General features: G+C 42.5%; 13 protein-coding genes and 2 pseudogenes. 6 read left to right on the top strand and 9 right to left on the bottom strand.

What is annotated here, in order from left to right:
- The first annotated feature begins 22 nt into the window (after positions 1-22).
- From MIC7113_RS04035 to MIC7113_RS04055, 4 genes are all read left to right on the top strand, one after another.
- Positions 23-433: a hypothetical protein gene (locus MIC7113_RS04035; RefSeq protein WP_015180238.1), complete on the top strand. Its 411-nt coding sequence runs from the start codon at positions 23-25 to the stop codon at positions 431-433.
- A gap of 548 nt (positions 434-981) precedes the next feature.
- Positions 982-1425: a hypothetical protein gene (locus MIC7113_RS04045; RefSeq protein WP_216596363.1), complete on the top strand. Its 444-nt coding sequence runs from the start codon at positions 982-984 to the stop codon at positions 1423-1425.
- A complete protein-coding gene (locus MIC7113_RS04050; RefSeq protein ID WP_015180900.1) occupies positions 1422-2096 on the top strand; it encodes a two-component regulator propeller domain-containing protein in 675 nt (224 codons plus the stop codon). Before MIC7113_RS04045 ends, MIC7113_RS04050 begins: the two co-directional genes overlap by 4 nt.
- A gap of 193 nt (positions 2097-2289) precedes the next feature.
- Positions 2290-3603 carry an ammonium transporter gene (locus MIC7113_RS04055; protein ID WP_172642223.1) on the top strand — a complete coding sequence of 438 codons (1314 nt, stop codon included), beginning with the start codon at positions 2290-2292 and terminating at the stop codon, positions 3601-3603.
- A gap of 33 nt (positions 3604-3636) precedes the next feature.
- Here MIC7113_RS04055 and MIC7113_RS33035 read toward each other — a convergent pair whose 3' ends face one another.
- Both MIC7113_RS33035 and MIC7113_RS04065 read right to left on the bottom strand, forming a co-directional pair.
- The gene (locus MIC7113_RS33035; RefSeq protein ID WP_015180902.1) at positions 3637-6168 is read right to left on the bottom strand and encodes a caspase, EACC1-associated type; all 2532 of its coding nucleotides are present in this window, start codon (positions 6166-6168) and stop codon (positions 3637-3639) included.
- A gap of 8 nt (positions 6169-6176) precedes the next feature.
- Positions 6177-6554 carry a hypothetical protein gene (locus MIC7113_RS04065; protein ID WP_015180903.1) on the bottom strand — a complete coding sequence of 126 codons (378 nt, stop codon included), beginning with the start codon at positions 6552-6554 and terminating at the stop codon, positions 6177-6179.
- A gap of 118 nt (positions 6555-6672) precedes the next feature.
- Between MIC7113_RS04065 and MIC7113_RS35890 the strand changes: the two genes are divergently transcribed.
- The gene (locus MIC7113_RS35890) at positions 6673-7245 is read left to right on the top strand and encodes an Hsp70 family protein (protein ID WP_041779893.1); all 573 of its coding nucleotides are present in this window, start codon (positions 6673-6675) and stop codon (positions 7243-7245) included.
- 42 nt (positions 7246-7287) lie between these two features.
- On the opposite strand, the gene MIC7113_RS04075 is transcribed toward MIC7113_RS35890, so the two are convergent.
- The gene (locus MIC7113_RS04075) at positions 7288-8619 is read right to left on the bottom strand and encodes a hypothetical protein (RefSeq protein WP_216596364.1); all 1332 of its coding nucleotides are present in this window, start codon (positions 8617-8619) and stop codon (positions 7288-7290) included.
- A 202-nt stretch (positions 8620-8821) separates the two neighbouring features.
- On the opposite strand from MIC7113_RS04075, the gene MIC7113_RS04080 reads away from it, so the two are divergent.
- A complete protein-coding gene (locus tag MIC7113_RS04080; protein WP_015180904.1) occupies positions 8822-9733 on the top strand; it encodes an IS5/IS1182 family transposase in 912 nt (303 codons plus the stop codon).
- 163 nt (positions 9734-9896) lie between these two features.
- On the opposite strand, the pseudogene MIC7113_RS04085 reads toward MIC7113_RS04080, so the two are convergent.
- The 6 genes and pseudogenes from MIC7113_RS04085 to MIC7113_RS04115 form a co-directional block, all read right to left on the bottom strand.
- Positions 9897-10298: pseudogene (locus MIC7113_RS04085) on the bottom strand (DUF4007 family protein); the annotation flags it as partial.
- 399 nt (positions 10299-10697) lie between these two features.
- Positions 10698-11079 (bottom strand): annotated as a pseudogene (locus tag MIC7113_RS04090) (Uma2 family endonuclease); the annotation flags it as partial.
- Positions 11080-11190: 111 nt separating this feature from the next.
- Positions 11191-12632, bottom strand: a protein-coding gene (locus MIC7113_RS35295; RefSeq protein WP_390463838.1) for an IS5 family transposase whose coding sequence is annotated in 2 segments (ribosomal slippage) — positions 11191-12198 and positions 12201-12632 — 1440 coding nt in all. Because the reading frame shifts where the segments join, the coding sequence is not laid out codon by codon here.
- A 119-nt stretch (positions 12633-12751) separates the two neighbouring features.
- Positions 12752-12967, bottom strand: a complete 216-nt coding sequence (locus MIC7113_RS04105) for a hypothetical protein (protein ID WP_015180906.1) — start codon at positions 12965-12967, stop codon at positions 12752-12754.
- Positions 12968-13172: 205 nt separating this feature from the next.
- Positions 13173-13364 carry a DUF2949 domain-containing protein gene (locus MIC7113_RS04110; protein ID WP_015180907.1) on the bottom strand — a complete coding sequence of 64 codons (192 nt, stop codon included), beginning with the start codon at positions 13362-13364 and terminating at the stop codon, positions 13173-13175.
- A gap of 293 nt (positions 13365-13657) precedes the next feature.
- Positions 13658-15580 (bottom strand): Hsp70 family protein, encoded by a 1923-nt coding sequence (locus MIC7113_RS04115; RefSeq protein WP_015180908.1) that lies wholly within the window; start codon positions 15578-15580, stop codon positions 13658-13660.
- Positions 15581-15614 lie beyond the last annotated feature (34 nt).

Genomic DNA, 15614 nt, shown 5'->3' on the forward strand with positions numbered 1-15614 from the left:
CGAATAATTAGGATTTATCTTTATGCCTCGAAAGACTTCCAAGGATATTGAGCGAGATAAACTCGCTCGATTTGAGCGTATTAAAAAGGCGATAGCAGCGTTAGAAAAACAACAAAGACAAATATTAAAACAGGGTGAGCTGGCTCCATCCGGGGCTTGGGTAGCGCGTTATCAAGTTCGGCAAAATAATAAGAAATATTGGTACTACAAATTACAAGTGCCGACTCCATACTTCCCATGCGCGACCTCCGAAGAGTTGAGTAAATACAAGCATCTGGGGAAAGCTGGTACTACTGACCATATAGATGCTGTCATGTCTGTTTTTAGGCGTTCTGTTATCGATGAGATACAGAAGCTCATCCGTTCCCTAGATGATTGCTTGCTGGATATTACTTCTGGAGCCGAGCAGGAGGAAGAAAAACCGCAGGATTGAATCTCCCGAAGTATTCGCGATTATTACTCGCGAATAATGGCTGTCCCTTTATTTTTGCACAATTGGGATGCTCCCAACTCGAAGAGCAGGGCAAAGAGGTTAAGCCCTGGAGGGTGATTCGGCTTGCTGGTTTACGAGAGGATTACTCCCAAAAAGTTAAAGCGGCTCTTGAGGATGAACTGAATAAATTGCGAACTTCCCCCACTGTGTCAAAAATTATTTGAAATTTTTTGACTTCCAAACCCCATCAAGATTAATTGAGCTGCTTTGCGAAAAGCGTGATTTTATCCGGATTGTCTAACCCTCTTGTGTCAGTTTGGGAAAATTTGACGAATTTGCCTTGTTTCAGCTCAACTAAAATTCATCTTACAGCCTGCCTGAGCGCAAAATTCGCCTAATATTGCCAAAAAGCCAAATTGTCTAACTTTTTTATTTCATGGTGGAGCGTTGTACCAACCCAGAGAATCGCTCAGATTTAGAAATTGTTTAACTTTATTTTTAGGAAGTCTGTAGAGTGAACGGAAAATCAAGGGTTGTATAACCTTAAATTGTCTAACTTTATTATTCCTCCACATCTGTTCCGCGTCTTAGACCCAATGGTGAACGATGAGGATGGTGAGTTACTGGCGAATCTCCAGGGATTGTGTATTGACCCCACTGCCAGTCTGGCTGATGTTTTGGAAGAGTTGCCTTGGGGCTTAGTCTGGACAACGCGCAGCTTACAAGAAAACATAGCCGACCAGCACCGCCGTCTCACGATTTGGGAACAAGCGCTCAAGCGGCAGATGGAGAACTTAAACCGAGCCACCGAGCGTTTGAAGAAAGACCAACGCTACGGACTGTGGCAGCAGCGCGAAAAAGGCACTGATTACTGGCGCACCTTTCTCAATCAATGTATCGAGCAGCAGCAAGACCAAAATTACGAATTACAAGCAGAGTTGGATAGTCTACGAGAAGAGTGGGGACGAATAACCAGTACGAGCAACCTATGAGCAGCCAAGACTACCGACTTGACTTACCCGTGCCAGTAAGCGGTGAGGACTTACCCATCCCCGTCGCTGATGCGGGACCGCAGGAGGAAAAGGCACGCGAGAAGGCTCATTTAGAGTGGTCTAACATGGCTAGTCAACGGCATATTCGAGATTTAGCCGTAGACCCAGTTCAGGGGGATTTGTGGCTAGCAACGGGAGGTGGATTGCTGCACTGGCAGTTGGAGAAAAACCGCTTCACCCGCTACGCCAGCGAGCATGGTTTACCCGGCAATTCAGTGGTAGCGGTAGCCGTAGATGGGTTGGGGCAAGTTTGGGCAGCTAGTGAGCAGTTCGGACTCAGCTACCTAAAAAACGACATTTGGCGACCCTACCGCATTCTAGGGGAAATAAAGGTGAGCTGCCTCACCCTAGATTCTACCGGACGGCTTTGGGTTGGCACGGCTAGCGGCATCTATGCCATCAAGAGTCCAGACCGCAAACCTGCGATCGAGCTACCTCCGGCTGGTCATCCTCCTAGAGCGATTCTCCTTCGGAGACGCTACGCTAACGCAGTTACCAGCTCAAATCAACGGCGGCAAGTAACCTTGAACTCAGCACCAACATCTCTCATCCGTCCGCTGCATTTGAATTGTTATGCCGCATCGCCTTCAAATAATTTGACCGCCAACTAAAAGTCTTAGCGGCAAGCACATTTTCCCTGGAGAATAAGATTTTTTCATGGCTCGCTGTGCTACTCCATCCAAATTGATGGCAGAATCGCTCTAATGTCTATGGCTTGTAAAAATGGGATTCAAATGTATCAATAGACACCTGAGTCGAGCAGGTGCAATCGGCATAGTATTGCTCAGCATAAGCTTGATGCTAGTGTTAGCTTCTGTTGGAATAGCACAAGCTCCTCAACCTTCTCCGTCTGCACAGGAGCTATTAGCCCAACAAGAAAGAATAAGTACAGATACTACATTTGTAACTTTAGCTGCTATTCCAGTTTTTTTCATGAATCTCGGTTATGCACTGTGGTCTACCGTCTTGTGTGGTGAACAACCAGGAAAAGCAATTCGTCAACATCTGATGATTTTAGCCCTATCTATATTTGCTTTTTGGGCTTTGGGTTTTGGGCTGATGTTTGGCAATGGCAACGGTTTTATTGGCGTAGAAGGAGTGCTTTTCTTATCTGGTGCGGACAATAGCCCTGCAATTGGCGATGCATATCAAGGAGCTTACTCGTCTATGAGTTGGGCAGGTATACCTCTCAACATTAAATTCTTATTTCTCGTTTCTAATGTTGTTGTATCAACTAGTATCTTAGCTAGCACATTTATTCAACGAAGAAATCCTTCTATTGTCTTCATCTTCTGCCTTTTATTCGTATGTTTTATCTATCCTATTACTGGGCACTGGATATGGGGAGGCGGTTGGCTTGCTAGGATGGGATTTTGGGATTATGCTGGTTCAACCGTAATTTTCTCCGTGAGTGGGTGGGCTGCTTTAGTAGGTGTCTGGGTCTTCGGTTCAGATGAGGAACCGCATAGCAAAGTTGAAGATAGCGGTGGAACACAAAGTATCAACATCTTATATGTTGGTTTTCTGATTCTTTGTTTAGGTTTGATTGCTCTCAATACTGGTTCAACAATAGGCTTTGGTGATGGCAGATCAGTAAACCATATTGCTATCACGACTATTGCATCAGCCATTGGTAGTGCTATTGGAGCAATAATTACTTGTTGGATCTATCTTCGCAGACAGAACACTACAAGAATAATACAAGGAGTTTTATCAGGGCTAGTTGCTATTTCTGCATCTTGTGCTTTCGTCGGTACTGCTTGGGCAGTTGAGATTGGATTCATAGCAAGTATTCTTACGTTCTTATTTTTGGATTATTTAAAGAAGAGCAAGATCTCCGACATATCAGGACTTATTTCTATTCATCTTGTAGGCGGTATATGGGGCACTTTATCCGTTAGTTTTTTTGCTGCTGGAGAAAGTAATGCTTCTAATGCCCTATATTCTATTGGTCCAGCAGTGGGTTTATTCAATGGAGGTTTATCCAATGGAGAAAGTTTTCAACAACTATTTCAACAGTTAGTTGGCATCATTGCTGCTGGAACCTTTGCCGCTCTTGTAAGTTGGATGTTTTGTCTAATTATTAAACTTTCTACTAAATCAGATGCAATTGAGTAAAAGAAGAATTAAATAACTAAATAAGTTCTGAAGTTAAGGCTTGGAATTTTGGAGATTTGAAGGATGATTTGCAAGAGGAGATAACTTGTCTAAAAAAGGATTTAATCCACTCATAATTGCAAAGGAAGATACAACGAAAAACAATAACATCAGAGTCCGGTTTGAATTGAATTTATTAGATAAGTCGTTTTGACTTACAGAAACAGTAGAAGTTCGCTTCGGTATGAGGCTGTCAGGATGACTTTGAGTTGCTACTGTTTGCTTGCTTGCTGAAGATGCAGAAGTTCTGGGTGCGATATCTTTAATGGATGTTGATTTATCTGTTTCTACTACGCTTCCTGTTGCTCTTGATTCAATCGCTGCGGCATCTGAATCTTTTATTTCAAGACGGCGTTGGAGTTCCTTTAATTGCCCACGAATATAATCATCATTAATTAACCCAAGATTGACTTTGCTAGCCACTTCCTGCTCATATTTTTTCAGTTTTTGTTGATATATCTCATCTTTTTGAGAAGTCTGCGAAGTATTTTCTTGTGGTGATTTCTTGTTAGTTTTCGCAACACTGCTTGTTGATTTTTGATTGGACGAGTCTACATCTGAGGTAGAGTCAGTGCCAGACTGTAACTTTTTATTGTTATTAGCAATGACTTGTTTTTCAATTCGAGCTACATCTCCATCACCAAGTTCAAGAACCTTTTGAAATTGTCTTAACTCTTCACGAGTAGCATCAGTAAAAGGATACTCATACTGAATTGAACTGATTAAAACTTGTTCATATTGCCGCAACTTCTTCCAGTGATCTTCAATTTGAGTTATGATTTGAGTCTCAACTGGCTCAATGTCTTCAGCTGTGAGGTTCAAAGCTTGCTGTTGTTGGCGCAATTCTTGTCGCTTTGCACTGTTCAGAGGATACTGTTGCTCAGCTGCACTAGCAAATTCTTGTTCATACTGTCTTAGATTTTTCTGATATGTCTCAATCTGGGTAGTAATCTTAGTCTCGATTGTTGCTACATCTACTTGGTTTAAGCCTAGTATCTGCCAAGTTTGTTTCAACTGTTGGCGCGTTGATTCACTTGGATATTGTTTGTACTGAGTTGCTTTGATGAAAGCTTGCTCATACTGCTGCAATTTCTGATGGTAAGACTCTATTTCAGCTGTAATCTGCGCTTCAACTGAAGTCACATCGATATCTGATAATTCTAAATTCTGCTGGTGTATTTTAAGCTCATTACGCTTAGGTTCATTTAATGGAAATTCGTGCCGTACAGCCTCAGCAAATGCTTGCTTATACTGTCTCAGTTTTTTGTAATACTCCTTCACCTCAGAGCCTAAACGAGCTTCAATCCGAGAAATATCAGCATCACTTAGTTCCAGCTGAAGTTGTAGTCGCCGTAGTTCACTTCTTTTAACTTCACCTAGCGGGTACTCTTGCCGCAAAGCTTCTCTCAATGATTGTTCGTAAACTCTCAAATTCTGTTTCTGAGCTTGAATATAAGCTGTGACCTTTGCCTCAATAGGTACTGTATCTTCATTCCTTAGTTCTAAAACTTGTTGAAGATTCTGCAATTCTTGGCGAGTCGCATCGCTAACAGATTCTTCTTGCTGAAGAAGATCGGTAAAAATTTGTTCATAACGCTGAATTTTTTGCCGAAACTCTTTTCGATAAGGTTCTAATATTTCATCTTCTAAAACTTTTGCCTCATCAACTGAAAATTCTAATTTAGCTCTCAAAGCATCTAAAATACCTCGGCTAACAATAGTCAAATCTCCTCGTTTACCATAACGTGCTACTTCTTTCTGATACCTTTGACGAGGATCGCCTAAAGGAACTTTTGTTAATCGGATTTTAAACCCTTCTCGAATTGCATAGATTTCTGGTTTGACTTCTGGTTTGACTTCTTTAACCTTTCGGCTAGCATACTCATGCAACTCATCAATTGAAATGACATCATCTCCATCTTGATCAGCCTCTCCGGTTTTCATACCCTCAATTAAGAAACGGGTATACAGCGATAACTCTTCCCCTTCCTGCTCAAAAGAGTACTGAGTCGAACTAGAAGATGTCAGGACTGCTCGCCCTTCACCGCCAAGTTGTTCACGAATATTAATCGTTCCATCATCTTTAGCGGATAGACCTTCGGCAAAAGCACCACTAAAGCAACAATCCAAAATCACAATCTGACGCTTTGAGCGACTACGGCTCATACAGTCATGCACAAATCTAGCTGCAACCGCTGTTGGGCTAATCAATTCTCCATTAGAACTTTTCCGAGTTCTACGAGTTGCCAAATAAAGATTGCCCAAATCGTCTTTTATACCATGACCGGAGAAGAAGAGAAGTAATAAATCATCTTTATGTCGTCCTGCAAACAATGAATAAATAGCTTCCTCCATTGTTTGACGCTCAGGATTTTTTAGCACTGTGATGTTCGGCTTAGTAAATCCCCCGATACCTGGATCAAGCAATACATCCCGCATCGCTTCAATATCTTTCGCAGCAGCAAGTAGTGAATTTAAGCCTTGTTCATATTCACTAACCCCAATCAGTAAAGCTACCTTCGCCATGTTGTTTTTTACATTGTTACAAACTTTTGCGCTGCCTCGATTGCTGCCATCAACTCCGCTTGGCTACTAGCCTTCACCTTCAACTTTTTGCCATTCGCCTCTACTTCCATCTCAATTGCCTTCCCAGAAAGGCGATCACCTAAAAAACCGATCAAATTCCTTACATTAGCAGGGTTGACCTCAGTAGTTAGCATTCCCATAAGAAAACCACCTAAAGCCTTGTTGCCCTCTGGTGGGTTGGGATCAAGAATTCGCTCAACACTCTCAAGCTCATCCAATTCTTTCAACTGTTTTAGAAGTTTCTGAACTTCTATTTCCTGATCTTCAGGAGATAAGTCTGGATCGTTGAAATTAATTGTAACTTTAATGCTCGATCCCTCTACCATATCCCCTCTCGTTAAACAATATTGTAGATTTCTTAGTTATATCAACCAGAAGAGCTCTTGTCACTTTTTCCCAAGCACAGGAAAGCAAGCGTGCAGACCCTAAATCAAGGAGCAAGCGGTGAACCAGGTAGACCAAACGCAAGTCACCTACAGCATTGAGGAAGTCCAGCAGAGCAAAGTCGCTGTCCGAGTTGGAGAGCAACCCCTCACCCCACCCCAGATTTCCGCTCAAGTTCTACGCAAGCTCAAGGAAGATGCCGAGGCAGTCTTGGGTAAGACATTCTCCCAATCCGTCATCACCGTCCCTGCCTATTTCAGCGAATCCCAGCGTCAGGCAACCAAGGAAGCGGGAGAACTGGCGGGTTTGCGAGTTCCCCGGATTATTAACGAGCCAACTGCTGCGGCTTTGGCATTTGGCTTGGGTGCCCAACCGCAAACAGTAGCCGTGTACGACTTAGGCGGCGGCACGTTCGATATCTCGATTTTGCGGATTGAACGGGGTTTGTTTCGAGTCAAGGCTACCAGTGGCGATACTCACTTAGGAGGCGATGATTTCGATCTAGCAATGGTTCTAGAGAAATTGTTGAACCGTTTTATCTCAAAATCAACTCAGAATTTGATAGATTATCAGCTCGGCTCAACAATTATCGACAAATTGTTTAACCGTTGTTTATATGAGTCTACGGAATGACAAGGCTTCCAGGGGCTAAAATTGTCGCACCGTTTTATTCGTCTACACAATCGCCTGCCAAATCGTCCATAAACCCGAATCTTTTTGAGGCGGGTAAAATCCTAAAGCCTCCTCCTCTTGTCGGTGAATCTCTGTCTCACCCAACAAAGAGTAATACATGGCAACTTCCGGCCCATACCCCTCTAATCCCAATCTTTCTTTGTCGGAATGCTCCAACATCGCCTCAATCAGTTCCCGCCTTGCCTTAGCACCTTGAGACGTGAGTTCTCGACGATTAATTAATTCGTTCCAAAGAACAGGAGTTTTGTTATAAACCTTATCGCAAACTTCCGACAGCTTCGTGTTAAATGCTTTAGCATTGCTGATAATTTCTTGTTGCCCCTGAATCCAACAGGTATTCCTATTGACTGCCATATCAAACGCTTGGCTCAAACTTTCATCGAGCAAGCGTTTAGTATGAAATAACCGATACTGCACTTCGCGCCTAGCAACAGCATCGGTTTGCAGTTGTGCCGCTGAAGCTTGGATTTTCTCAAGTGCAGCAAATTCTAACGCCTGAATTCGCAGCACCCCTAGTTTTGTCGCACACAAAACAATCAACGGCTTACCATCGGCTGTTTCAGCAGGAGGGTTATCCGGTAATTCTTCATCCAACCAGCAAGCAATCAACCCATCGGCATCACTATTACAACGCAGCTTAGCTAAATCTTCTGATGCATCAATATATTGCCGTTCAAAATATCTCAACGTCCCTGTTTTATAACTATGCCGTTGAGCAACCATTGGCTTAAGCGGATACGTCTGAGATAATAAACTAGCCAGAGGCGATCGCTCTTGCTCTGAGTACGCTGCCACCTCAGCATCTACATTAAAATCAGACCCTTCCCAAAGCCGCAATTCATCCCACAATCGACGATGGGTGATAACATTCCGTCTTAATAAGCGATCAATTATATCGTCCCATTTCTGCTGCTCATCTTCATCATTCGGTGAATCGCACAATGCCAGTGTCACCAGTTCCGGTGTTGCCTTAACTGCGCCCGTTATCGTCACCAAGTTTAAAGTACCAATCGTTTTCAGAACCCGGCGATAATCCTCATCTAGATGTCTTGCATCAGCAATTAAATTCTGAATCTCCACCCACCGCTGTAAATTAGGTCTAGACCCAAAACCCATGCCTGCGGCTTCCACAAAATAGTCATAAACGCGATCCAGCTTTAGCGTCTCAGGAAGATGTCCATTAACCGTTTCCTCCTCCAAAAAATTCTGAAACGAATAGGGTTCGGAACTCGTGAGAAACGTAAACAACGAGCGGTCATTTTGCCCATACTTAGCACACAACATCGGCAACACCAATGCCGCTACTGGATGCAAAGGATAAACTGCCCCTAAATCTTCAGGTGTTAGGTTTTCAGTTGTGGCAATACTTTCTAAATTCTCATACCATTCTTGTGCCTGATTAGAAATTGCACAATGAAAATTATCAGCTTCAGAACTATAGACATCTCCGAAATATAATTAAAAACCGAAAATAAAGTGGTAATATTATAATTTACTTTTTAATTTTTACAGTAAAATGAGTAATATACCAGAGTACCTTGAAAAAAATCAACAAGAAAGTAAACGATTAATTGGACTAGAGTACGAACAGTTACAGCAATTAATAGCTGCCGCTGAATTATTACATCAACAGAAAGATATCGAGATTGAGCAAAGAAAAGTAAGGATAAACAAGGCAGGAGGAGGTAGAAGACCAAAACTATCAGTCAAAGACCAAATAATATTAACTTTGGTATATCTACACCCGGAGCCAACATTCCAGATGCTAGGAGTCCAGTTCGGAGTTAGTGAATCAACAGCGAATGACATATTTCACTACTGGTCAGAGCTATTGAGGGAATTGCTGCCTGCTAGTCTGCTGGAACAAGTAAAAAAAAATCCCGGTGAGTATAAATGGGTGCAAGAAATTCTCGCCGAGTTGGAGTTAATAGTGGATAGCTGTGAACAGCCAATACCGAGACCCAAGGACTATCAAGAACAAAAAAAGTTTTATTCAGGCAAAAAGAAAAACCATACTTTGAAAAATCAATTAATTGTCACACCAAATGGACAAGAGATTGTAGATGTTATAGTGGGAAAGCCAGGGCCGACTAGCGACATAAATATTTGGAGAGAAGGTCAATCCAAGTTAGCTCCAACACAAAAATTCAAAGGAGATAAAGGCTATATAGGAGAAGTCCAAATAGAAACTCCTCAAAAAAAGCCGAGAGCCAGGGAATTAAGCCAAGAAGAAAAACAAAAAAATCGAGAGAAAGCGAGTGAGAGAATATTTGTTGAACACGTAATTAGATTACTAAAGATTTTCCGTGTAGCCCAAGAAAGGTTTCGCCTAAGAGCCAAGAGTTATCAGAGAATAATTCTTCTAGTGTGTGGATTAGTCAGATTAAGGATTGGGACGTTATTTATAAATAGCTCAGTCTGCGACTAAATCGATAAACATTTTAGATAAAAAATAGATATATTTGGGATAATTATTGATTTGAATTAGCTGTAGCCCTAATAAAAACGTTGAAATGGTTCAAATTACCCGGCTGCGTTAAATACTTCAAAAGCAGTCAGAGACTGCTTTTGGCTATTTTCGGAGATGTCTAATACCAAGCAGCCGCCTCGCAGGTTGGCTTGAGCAGATTCCAATGTAGTAACCACAGAGACGCGGGATCTTCTAGAAACTCATCCCATCCATTTTCAGCCAAAAGCTTTTCGCCAAAATCTGATAGCGAAGCGTTAGCGAGTCTTCGAGCGTCGGGAGTATCATTTTCCAGCACCTTGAACGCCGAACACCAGTAACGAATTGAGCGCACCATGTTCTTCCCGACGCCTAAACGAACAGGTGCATCTTCCTTCAAGAAAATTTCTGAATCTCGCTTTGCCCAATCAAAACCCTTTTTGAGCCAACCAAACCGAGGATGAAACGTCTCGTGGCGGGCGAAGGCGGGATTTACATTAGGGACTTGAGTGATAATGCCCTCTAAAAGCAGGTCGATTTGTTTCATCAGGAAGTGCAGTTATATGTTTTAAGCAAGCCAGTGCAGAAGCTATGAAAGTTCTAATTGTAGTTGGAGCAAGCGATCTGCCATAGGCTTATCGCCTTATTCATCCTCCCCCATGTTCTTCCCGATGCCCAACTGCACAGTGGCATCATCTCCTAGGAAGACAGCTAGATTGAGAGAAACGGTAGGAGGCAAGGTGGAAGGATGAAGGTATCTCCGGTTACTCTACGATAATGCTTGCACGAGTAAAGCGAAGCAGCTCGCAGATAGGTTATGAATGTTAGCAAACATCAGATGTTGGGTTGACGAAGTAAATGCAATTTACAGTATGTGCGATCGCTGATCTTGTAAGTTGGGTTGAGACAACGAAACCCAACACCCACAGAGCGATCGCTCTCTTCTCTACTGCCCTGCCGCAAAAACCTGATCTACCGTCAGCGCCAGGTTAGGGAAAGTGGGTGAAAGCAGGCGATCGCCTGCTCGAAATTGCTGCAACTCGTATTCCCCATCCACCAATTGACAAACAGTGAAAGTGGCTTGTTTGGGATTGCCAATGAAGCGTCGCCCACCCAATGCGGCATAATCCACAATCCAATATTCCTGGATGCCCAATGCTTCGTATTCTCCCAGCAAGCGTGAAGTAATCATCCCGCCAATTGGTTGAAACGACTTCCACAATGAGCTTGATTGATTTGCCCAGCGTGATGATAGAACCACTTTCCCAATCGGGTTCATCAATCAGTGCCGATTCATCCAAGACAATTACATCCGGTTCATAGCTACTTAGGGCTTGCTGAATAAGTCGGCGAAAAACAACCGATGGATTAATCAGTTATTTAATCCTGGAATAATAATGAGCTTTTGTTGTTGTTAATTCCCACAAGCATAAGCCGAATTAATAGTTATCGAGAAAAAAGGCGTGATGTTGTGTATTGCACAAAAAAAGACAAAAAAACTGCCGTAGCAGGGTGGAAAGATTCATGACTAAAAAAGTGATAGCAATAGCCGTTTGAGAAGTATGAGGCAGTTTAGCCATGACGCGATTCAAGCTAAATCTTCGCTTTGAGATGCCAAATTTTCCTTCAATAGCATTGCGAACCTTCTCGTCGTCTAAGGCTTGTTTCTTTTTGTCTGAGCTGACATTAGCTGGAGGTCTGCCTAAGGGGGGGCCACTTATTCTAATCCCTCTTTCTTTACAGAATGCTCGATTCTCGCGATTTCGATAAATTCTATCTACATGTACTGATTCGGGATAGACTCCTGTGTGCTGTTTAAATGCTTCTATTTGGGCTTTTAAGTCTCCGGCTTCATTAAAGTTATCCCAGCTTATACGGTCTAAAAAGACATATCCATCTCTGACGCTTGCTGCTAGTTTAGCTCCAAATTCTACAGGTTTTCCGGCTTTTCCTCTCACAATTGGACGGATATGGGGCTGACTTAAACTGACTATTCTGTCGTCAATTCTCTGGGCTTTATTCTCATACATCCATTGCTGTTGACGGTAAACTTCCGCCACCACCAGCAAGCTCTTATATTGAGAGATGCTCAAACCCTCAAGTGCTTCTCCTGTCTGAAGGAGCTGGTCAATGTGTGATAAATTTCTTTTTATATATTTCAGTTGTTTTTTTATAGCTTTTCTTCTCTCTTTTCTTGACGATCTCCGTTTTTTGGCGACTTTCAAGTAATCTTTCCGAGCGAGGTTTCTATAAGTTTTTGGCTTTTTCTTTAGTCTCCCTTTTAGGGGCTTATAGAGAGTATCTATTATCTTTTCCGTTTTGACTCTGGCTTGATTTAATAGACCCAAGTCATTGGGATAGCTGATATCTCCTGGCGCACAGGTAGCATCCAGAATTAATTTCCCTTGATTCGGGCTTTCTCTTGTTTCTTGCCTTTCTGAGAGTGAGCTTTTTTTTTAGATTCCTCCTCTGTTTCTTCCTGAATCTTCTTTACCATTCTTTGATTTATTTGATTTACTAAATCAACATTTATCCTTTCTCTAAATCTTACCAAAAGTGAGGCATCATAAGGGGCTTCGTTGCTGTAATGCTTTCTCCCTATAAAGTATTGTAAGTAAGGGTTTTCTTTTATTTGTTCTACTGTTTCCCGATCGCTTATTCCTAATCTTTCTTTGATTATTAATGAACCCAATGCCATCCGAAATGGCAGCGCAGGTGCCCCCATATCAATAGAAAAAATTTTGGCGTATTCCTCTTCAAATTCATCCCAGGGTATCAGATTTGCCATGATTACCCAACGGTTATCTTGTGATAACTTTCCCTCAAAGGGCAGCTCAAAGTTTTCCGGTGGGGTCGGGCTTGAGGAAGCTTTTCTGTACATTTTCCCTGCTCTTGGTACAAGGATTTTGTGGGATTCTACCAGATTTCCTGGGAGCTGAACAACTTTCAAGACCGCTCAAACTATTTATAGCTAAGGGTTTCCGGTTTTTACAGCAAACCCTACTTAACTCTAGCGAATGAAGCGATCGCCGATCTTGTAGAGGCAACGAACCCAGTGTCAGGAGGGATCACAACAACTTGCCCTCTAGATGGATGAGTCAAACTTCCATCCGTCAAATCTAAGAGGAATGCGATCGCACAATCTAAAAATCTCAAGTCGTACTGCTTGGCTTGCTGTTTATTGCCTGAAAAACTAGCAACTATATCTTCATCCATCGCACCTTACCGATCTGCGATGCCACCCTGAAAAAGACAGTACTGAAGCCAACCGACATTAACTAAGTCTTGCTATTTGGGGGGCAAACCCGCCTCCCAGCCGTGAAAGCAGCACTGCGCGATCGCTTTAAAGCAATAGCACTTTCAGTTACTGAAATTGTCCAACCGTTTTTTCCGCCTACAGTTACGGTAAGAACAAACGTTGTTAAGCCGTTTCCAACCAATCGAAAATTTGATCTAACTGCTGGAGTGTTACCAATCCGTACTGCCAAAGAATCATTGGTACCAGATTGAGAGTATCAGGGAGATGGCGTACAGCCAAATCAATGGAAGTCGATGGAATTGCCAAATCATCCTGTAAAAAACAAATTAACCCTTGCAAACGTTTTGAATTCATCGCTCCAGCCCTGCATAAGTGATTTCTTATTGCTTTCCTAGTCAACTTACAGGGCAATTGTGATTATTTTGTGATTTATTTAGGTCGGATGCGCTGTGAAATAGATTAAAAAAAGTAAACTCAGTTATCTAAAGTTTTGTAAATATAAACTCCATCTCTGGCATACCAATTTGGGCACATTTACAGTTCGTTATATGAAGTTAACGTTACATTGTTAAGTATGACCTATGTTTGGAAATTGACGCTTCAAAAGTCCTACAGCCTATACCTCTCAACTCAAAGGATGACTACTCCTACTGGATGAGAATAACAGCCTCTTCCGCCTTATTATTGAGAGCATTCTTTAACTCTTGTCCAACCTTAGCAATCAGTTCATCAAACGCTTCCTGATTCGCCGTCAGTTGTTCTCTAAAAACCCGTTCTAACTCAGGATTCATTTGCTCACAAATTGAATCAAGCTTACTATCATTCAAAAGCATAGGACGACTCCAACTAGGAACATCCACCTTTGTCTTAATTGCGTCTTGAGTTTTGCTGCGAGTTATCTCCACACCTGCCGCCAGCACCGAAACTCCATAGATGAGCACAATAGGCCAAGTTAAATGTCCGGTTAATATCAAAGCGATGATGCTACCGACAGTACCCCCACCAATCACGACATTGACGATAAACGAGACGGTATCAGCAAGAATAGTGTCTCCAATTGACAACTCCGGGTTGACCACATCAGGGTTAATCCCCTCCTCAAACCTCAAACTACTTCTAGGTATCTGATATTTGCGACAAATTGAGTCAGTTTCTTGTGCCAATTCAGGTTGAATTTTACTGTTAAACCAAGTCACACATTGACTATTAACAATCTGCCGAGTTCGATCGCTCTTAATCCAATCCTCTGCCTGCTTTTTCATCACGTCTTCCAGGTCAGCCAAAGTCCGGATTTTGTTGTTTCTCCAATCTTTCAAACCGGGTTTAATAGCCTTGTCAATCAATCCCTGTGAGAGGGGCTTCACCAGCAGTTCAATTAACTCTGGAATATGCCTCTCAATCAGGTCTTTTAATTTCTTTGAATCAAATACTTGATTAATTTCTGATTTAAAGGCAGATGCCCGCAAATCCCATCGTCCAACCCGTGCTAAACCCAATGCAATACATCGTTCTGGTTCTGGATCTGGACGAACTTGACTTTCGGGTTCTGGGAAAATCTCTTCGCAAATCTCACGGGTAAACTTCATGCGGGATGCACCCCCAGTCATCAACACAACCCTCGGCACAATACCTTGTTGGTCGAGCTTTTCTTTCGCCACATTCACCGCCTCACGGAAGGACTGAATCCAACTGTTGCCCTCCAGTTCAGGTAAAGGCTGGTTCAATATTTCCTGTGCCATCACACGACTCACTTGAGGGATAAAGTAAATCTGTTCGTTGATGGACTCAAAGCCGCGTGCAAAGGATTGTGGATGGCTATAAAGTTGTTCGTTAGAAAAGTAATCTTCCTTCGCTTTGCGACAGGCTAATTCACAACGCGCTTGGTGATGGGGATAGTCTTCAAACACTTGTTCGAGTAACGCCTTATCCTCATGGTTGGCGAGAGTTCGGGCAAAAATTGCCTTGTCAATTAGGGATGCTCCGAGGTGGTTACTTCCGAAATCTATAGGTATTTCATGTAAACTCTTAACTAAGGTGAAATCCGTCGTTGAAGAGCCAATATCAACAATTAGAACGGCTGATTTGAGTTTGTCATAGTCGAGCTTACCCGCTTCCTTGGCTTGCATGAAAGCAGCTCGTGATTCGGGTACAACGCTCAATAAAGGAATACCCGATTCCTTCAGTAACATTTGGTATTCTTCGCGATCGCTCACTGACCACCCTGAAGGACACCCAACAAAGAACTGACTCGTTGTCCCACCTTCAATCTGTTTGCTGTCTTTCAAAAGGCGGTAGTAGGTTGCCAAAAAATTCAGGATAGTTTTTCTGTAATTCAGGTCGTTATTTGGCTTTTTCTTAAACGAAATTTGGAGTTGAGTAACGCCAGCTTGAATTAAGGCTTGTTCTCCAATTAGATAGCCAAGTTCGGGATGCCAACCCAGAGCGGTAATTTGAACTTTTTTATTATTAATTTCCAGCATCTCAGGGGGTTCGATGCTCTCTATTCTGGCTTTAGCCACAGCCGTTTCACCGTGTCCTAAATCGAACCCAATTGTTTCTAAAACTTGCATATTCATCCTTTCCCCGAATCCTTGCTTATAAGGG

The organism is Allocoleopsis franciscana PCC 7113 (assembly GCF_000317515.1).
GTDB classification, from domain to species: Bacteria; Cyanobacteriota; Cyanobacteriia; order Cyanobacteriales; family Coleofasciculaceae; genus Allocoleopsis; species Allocoleopsis franciscana.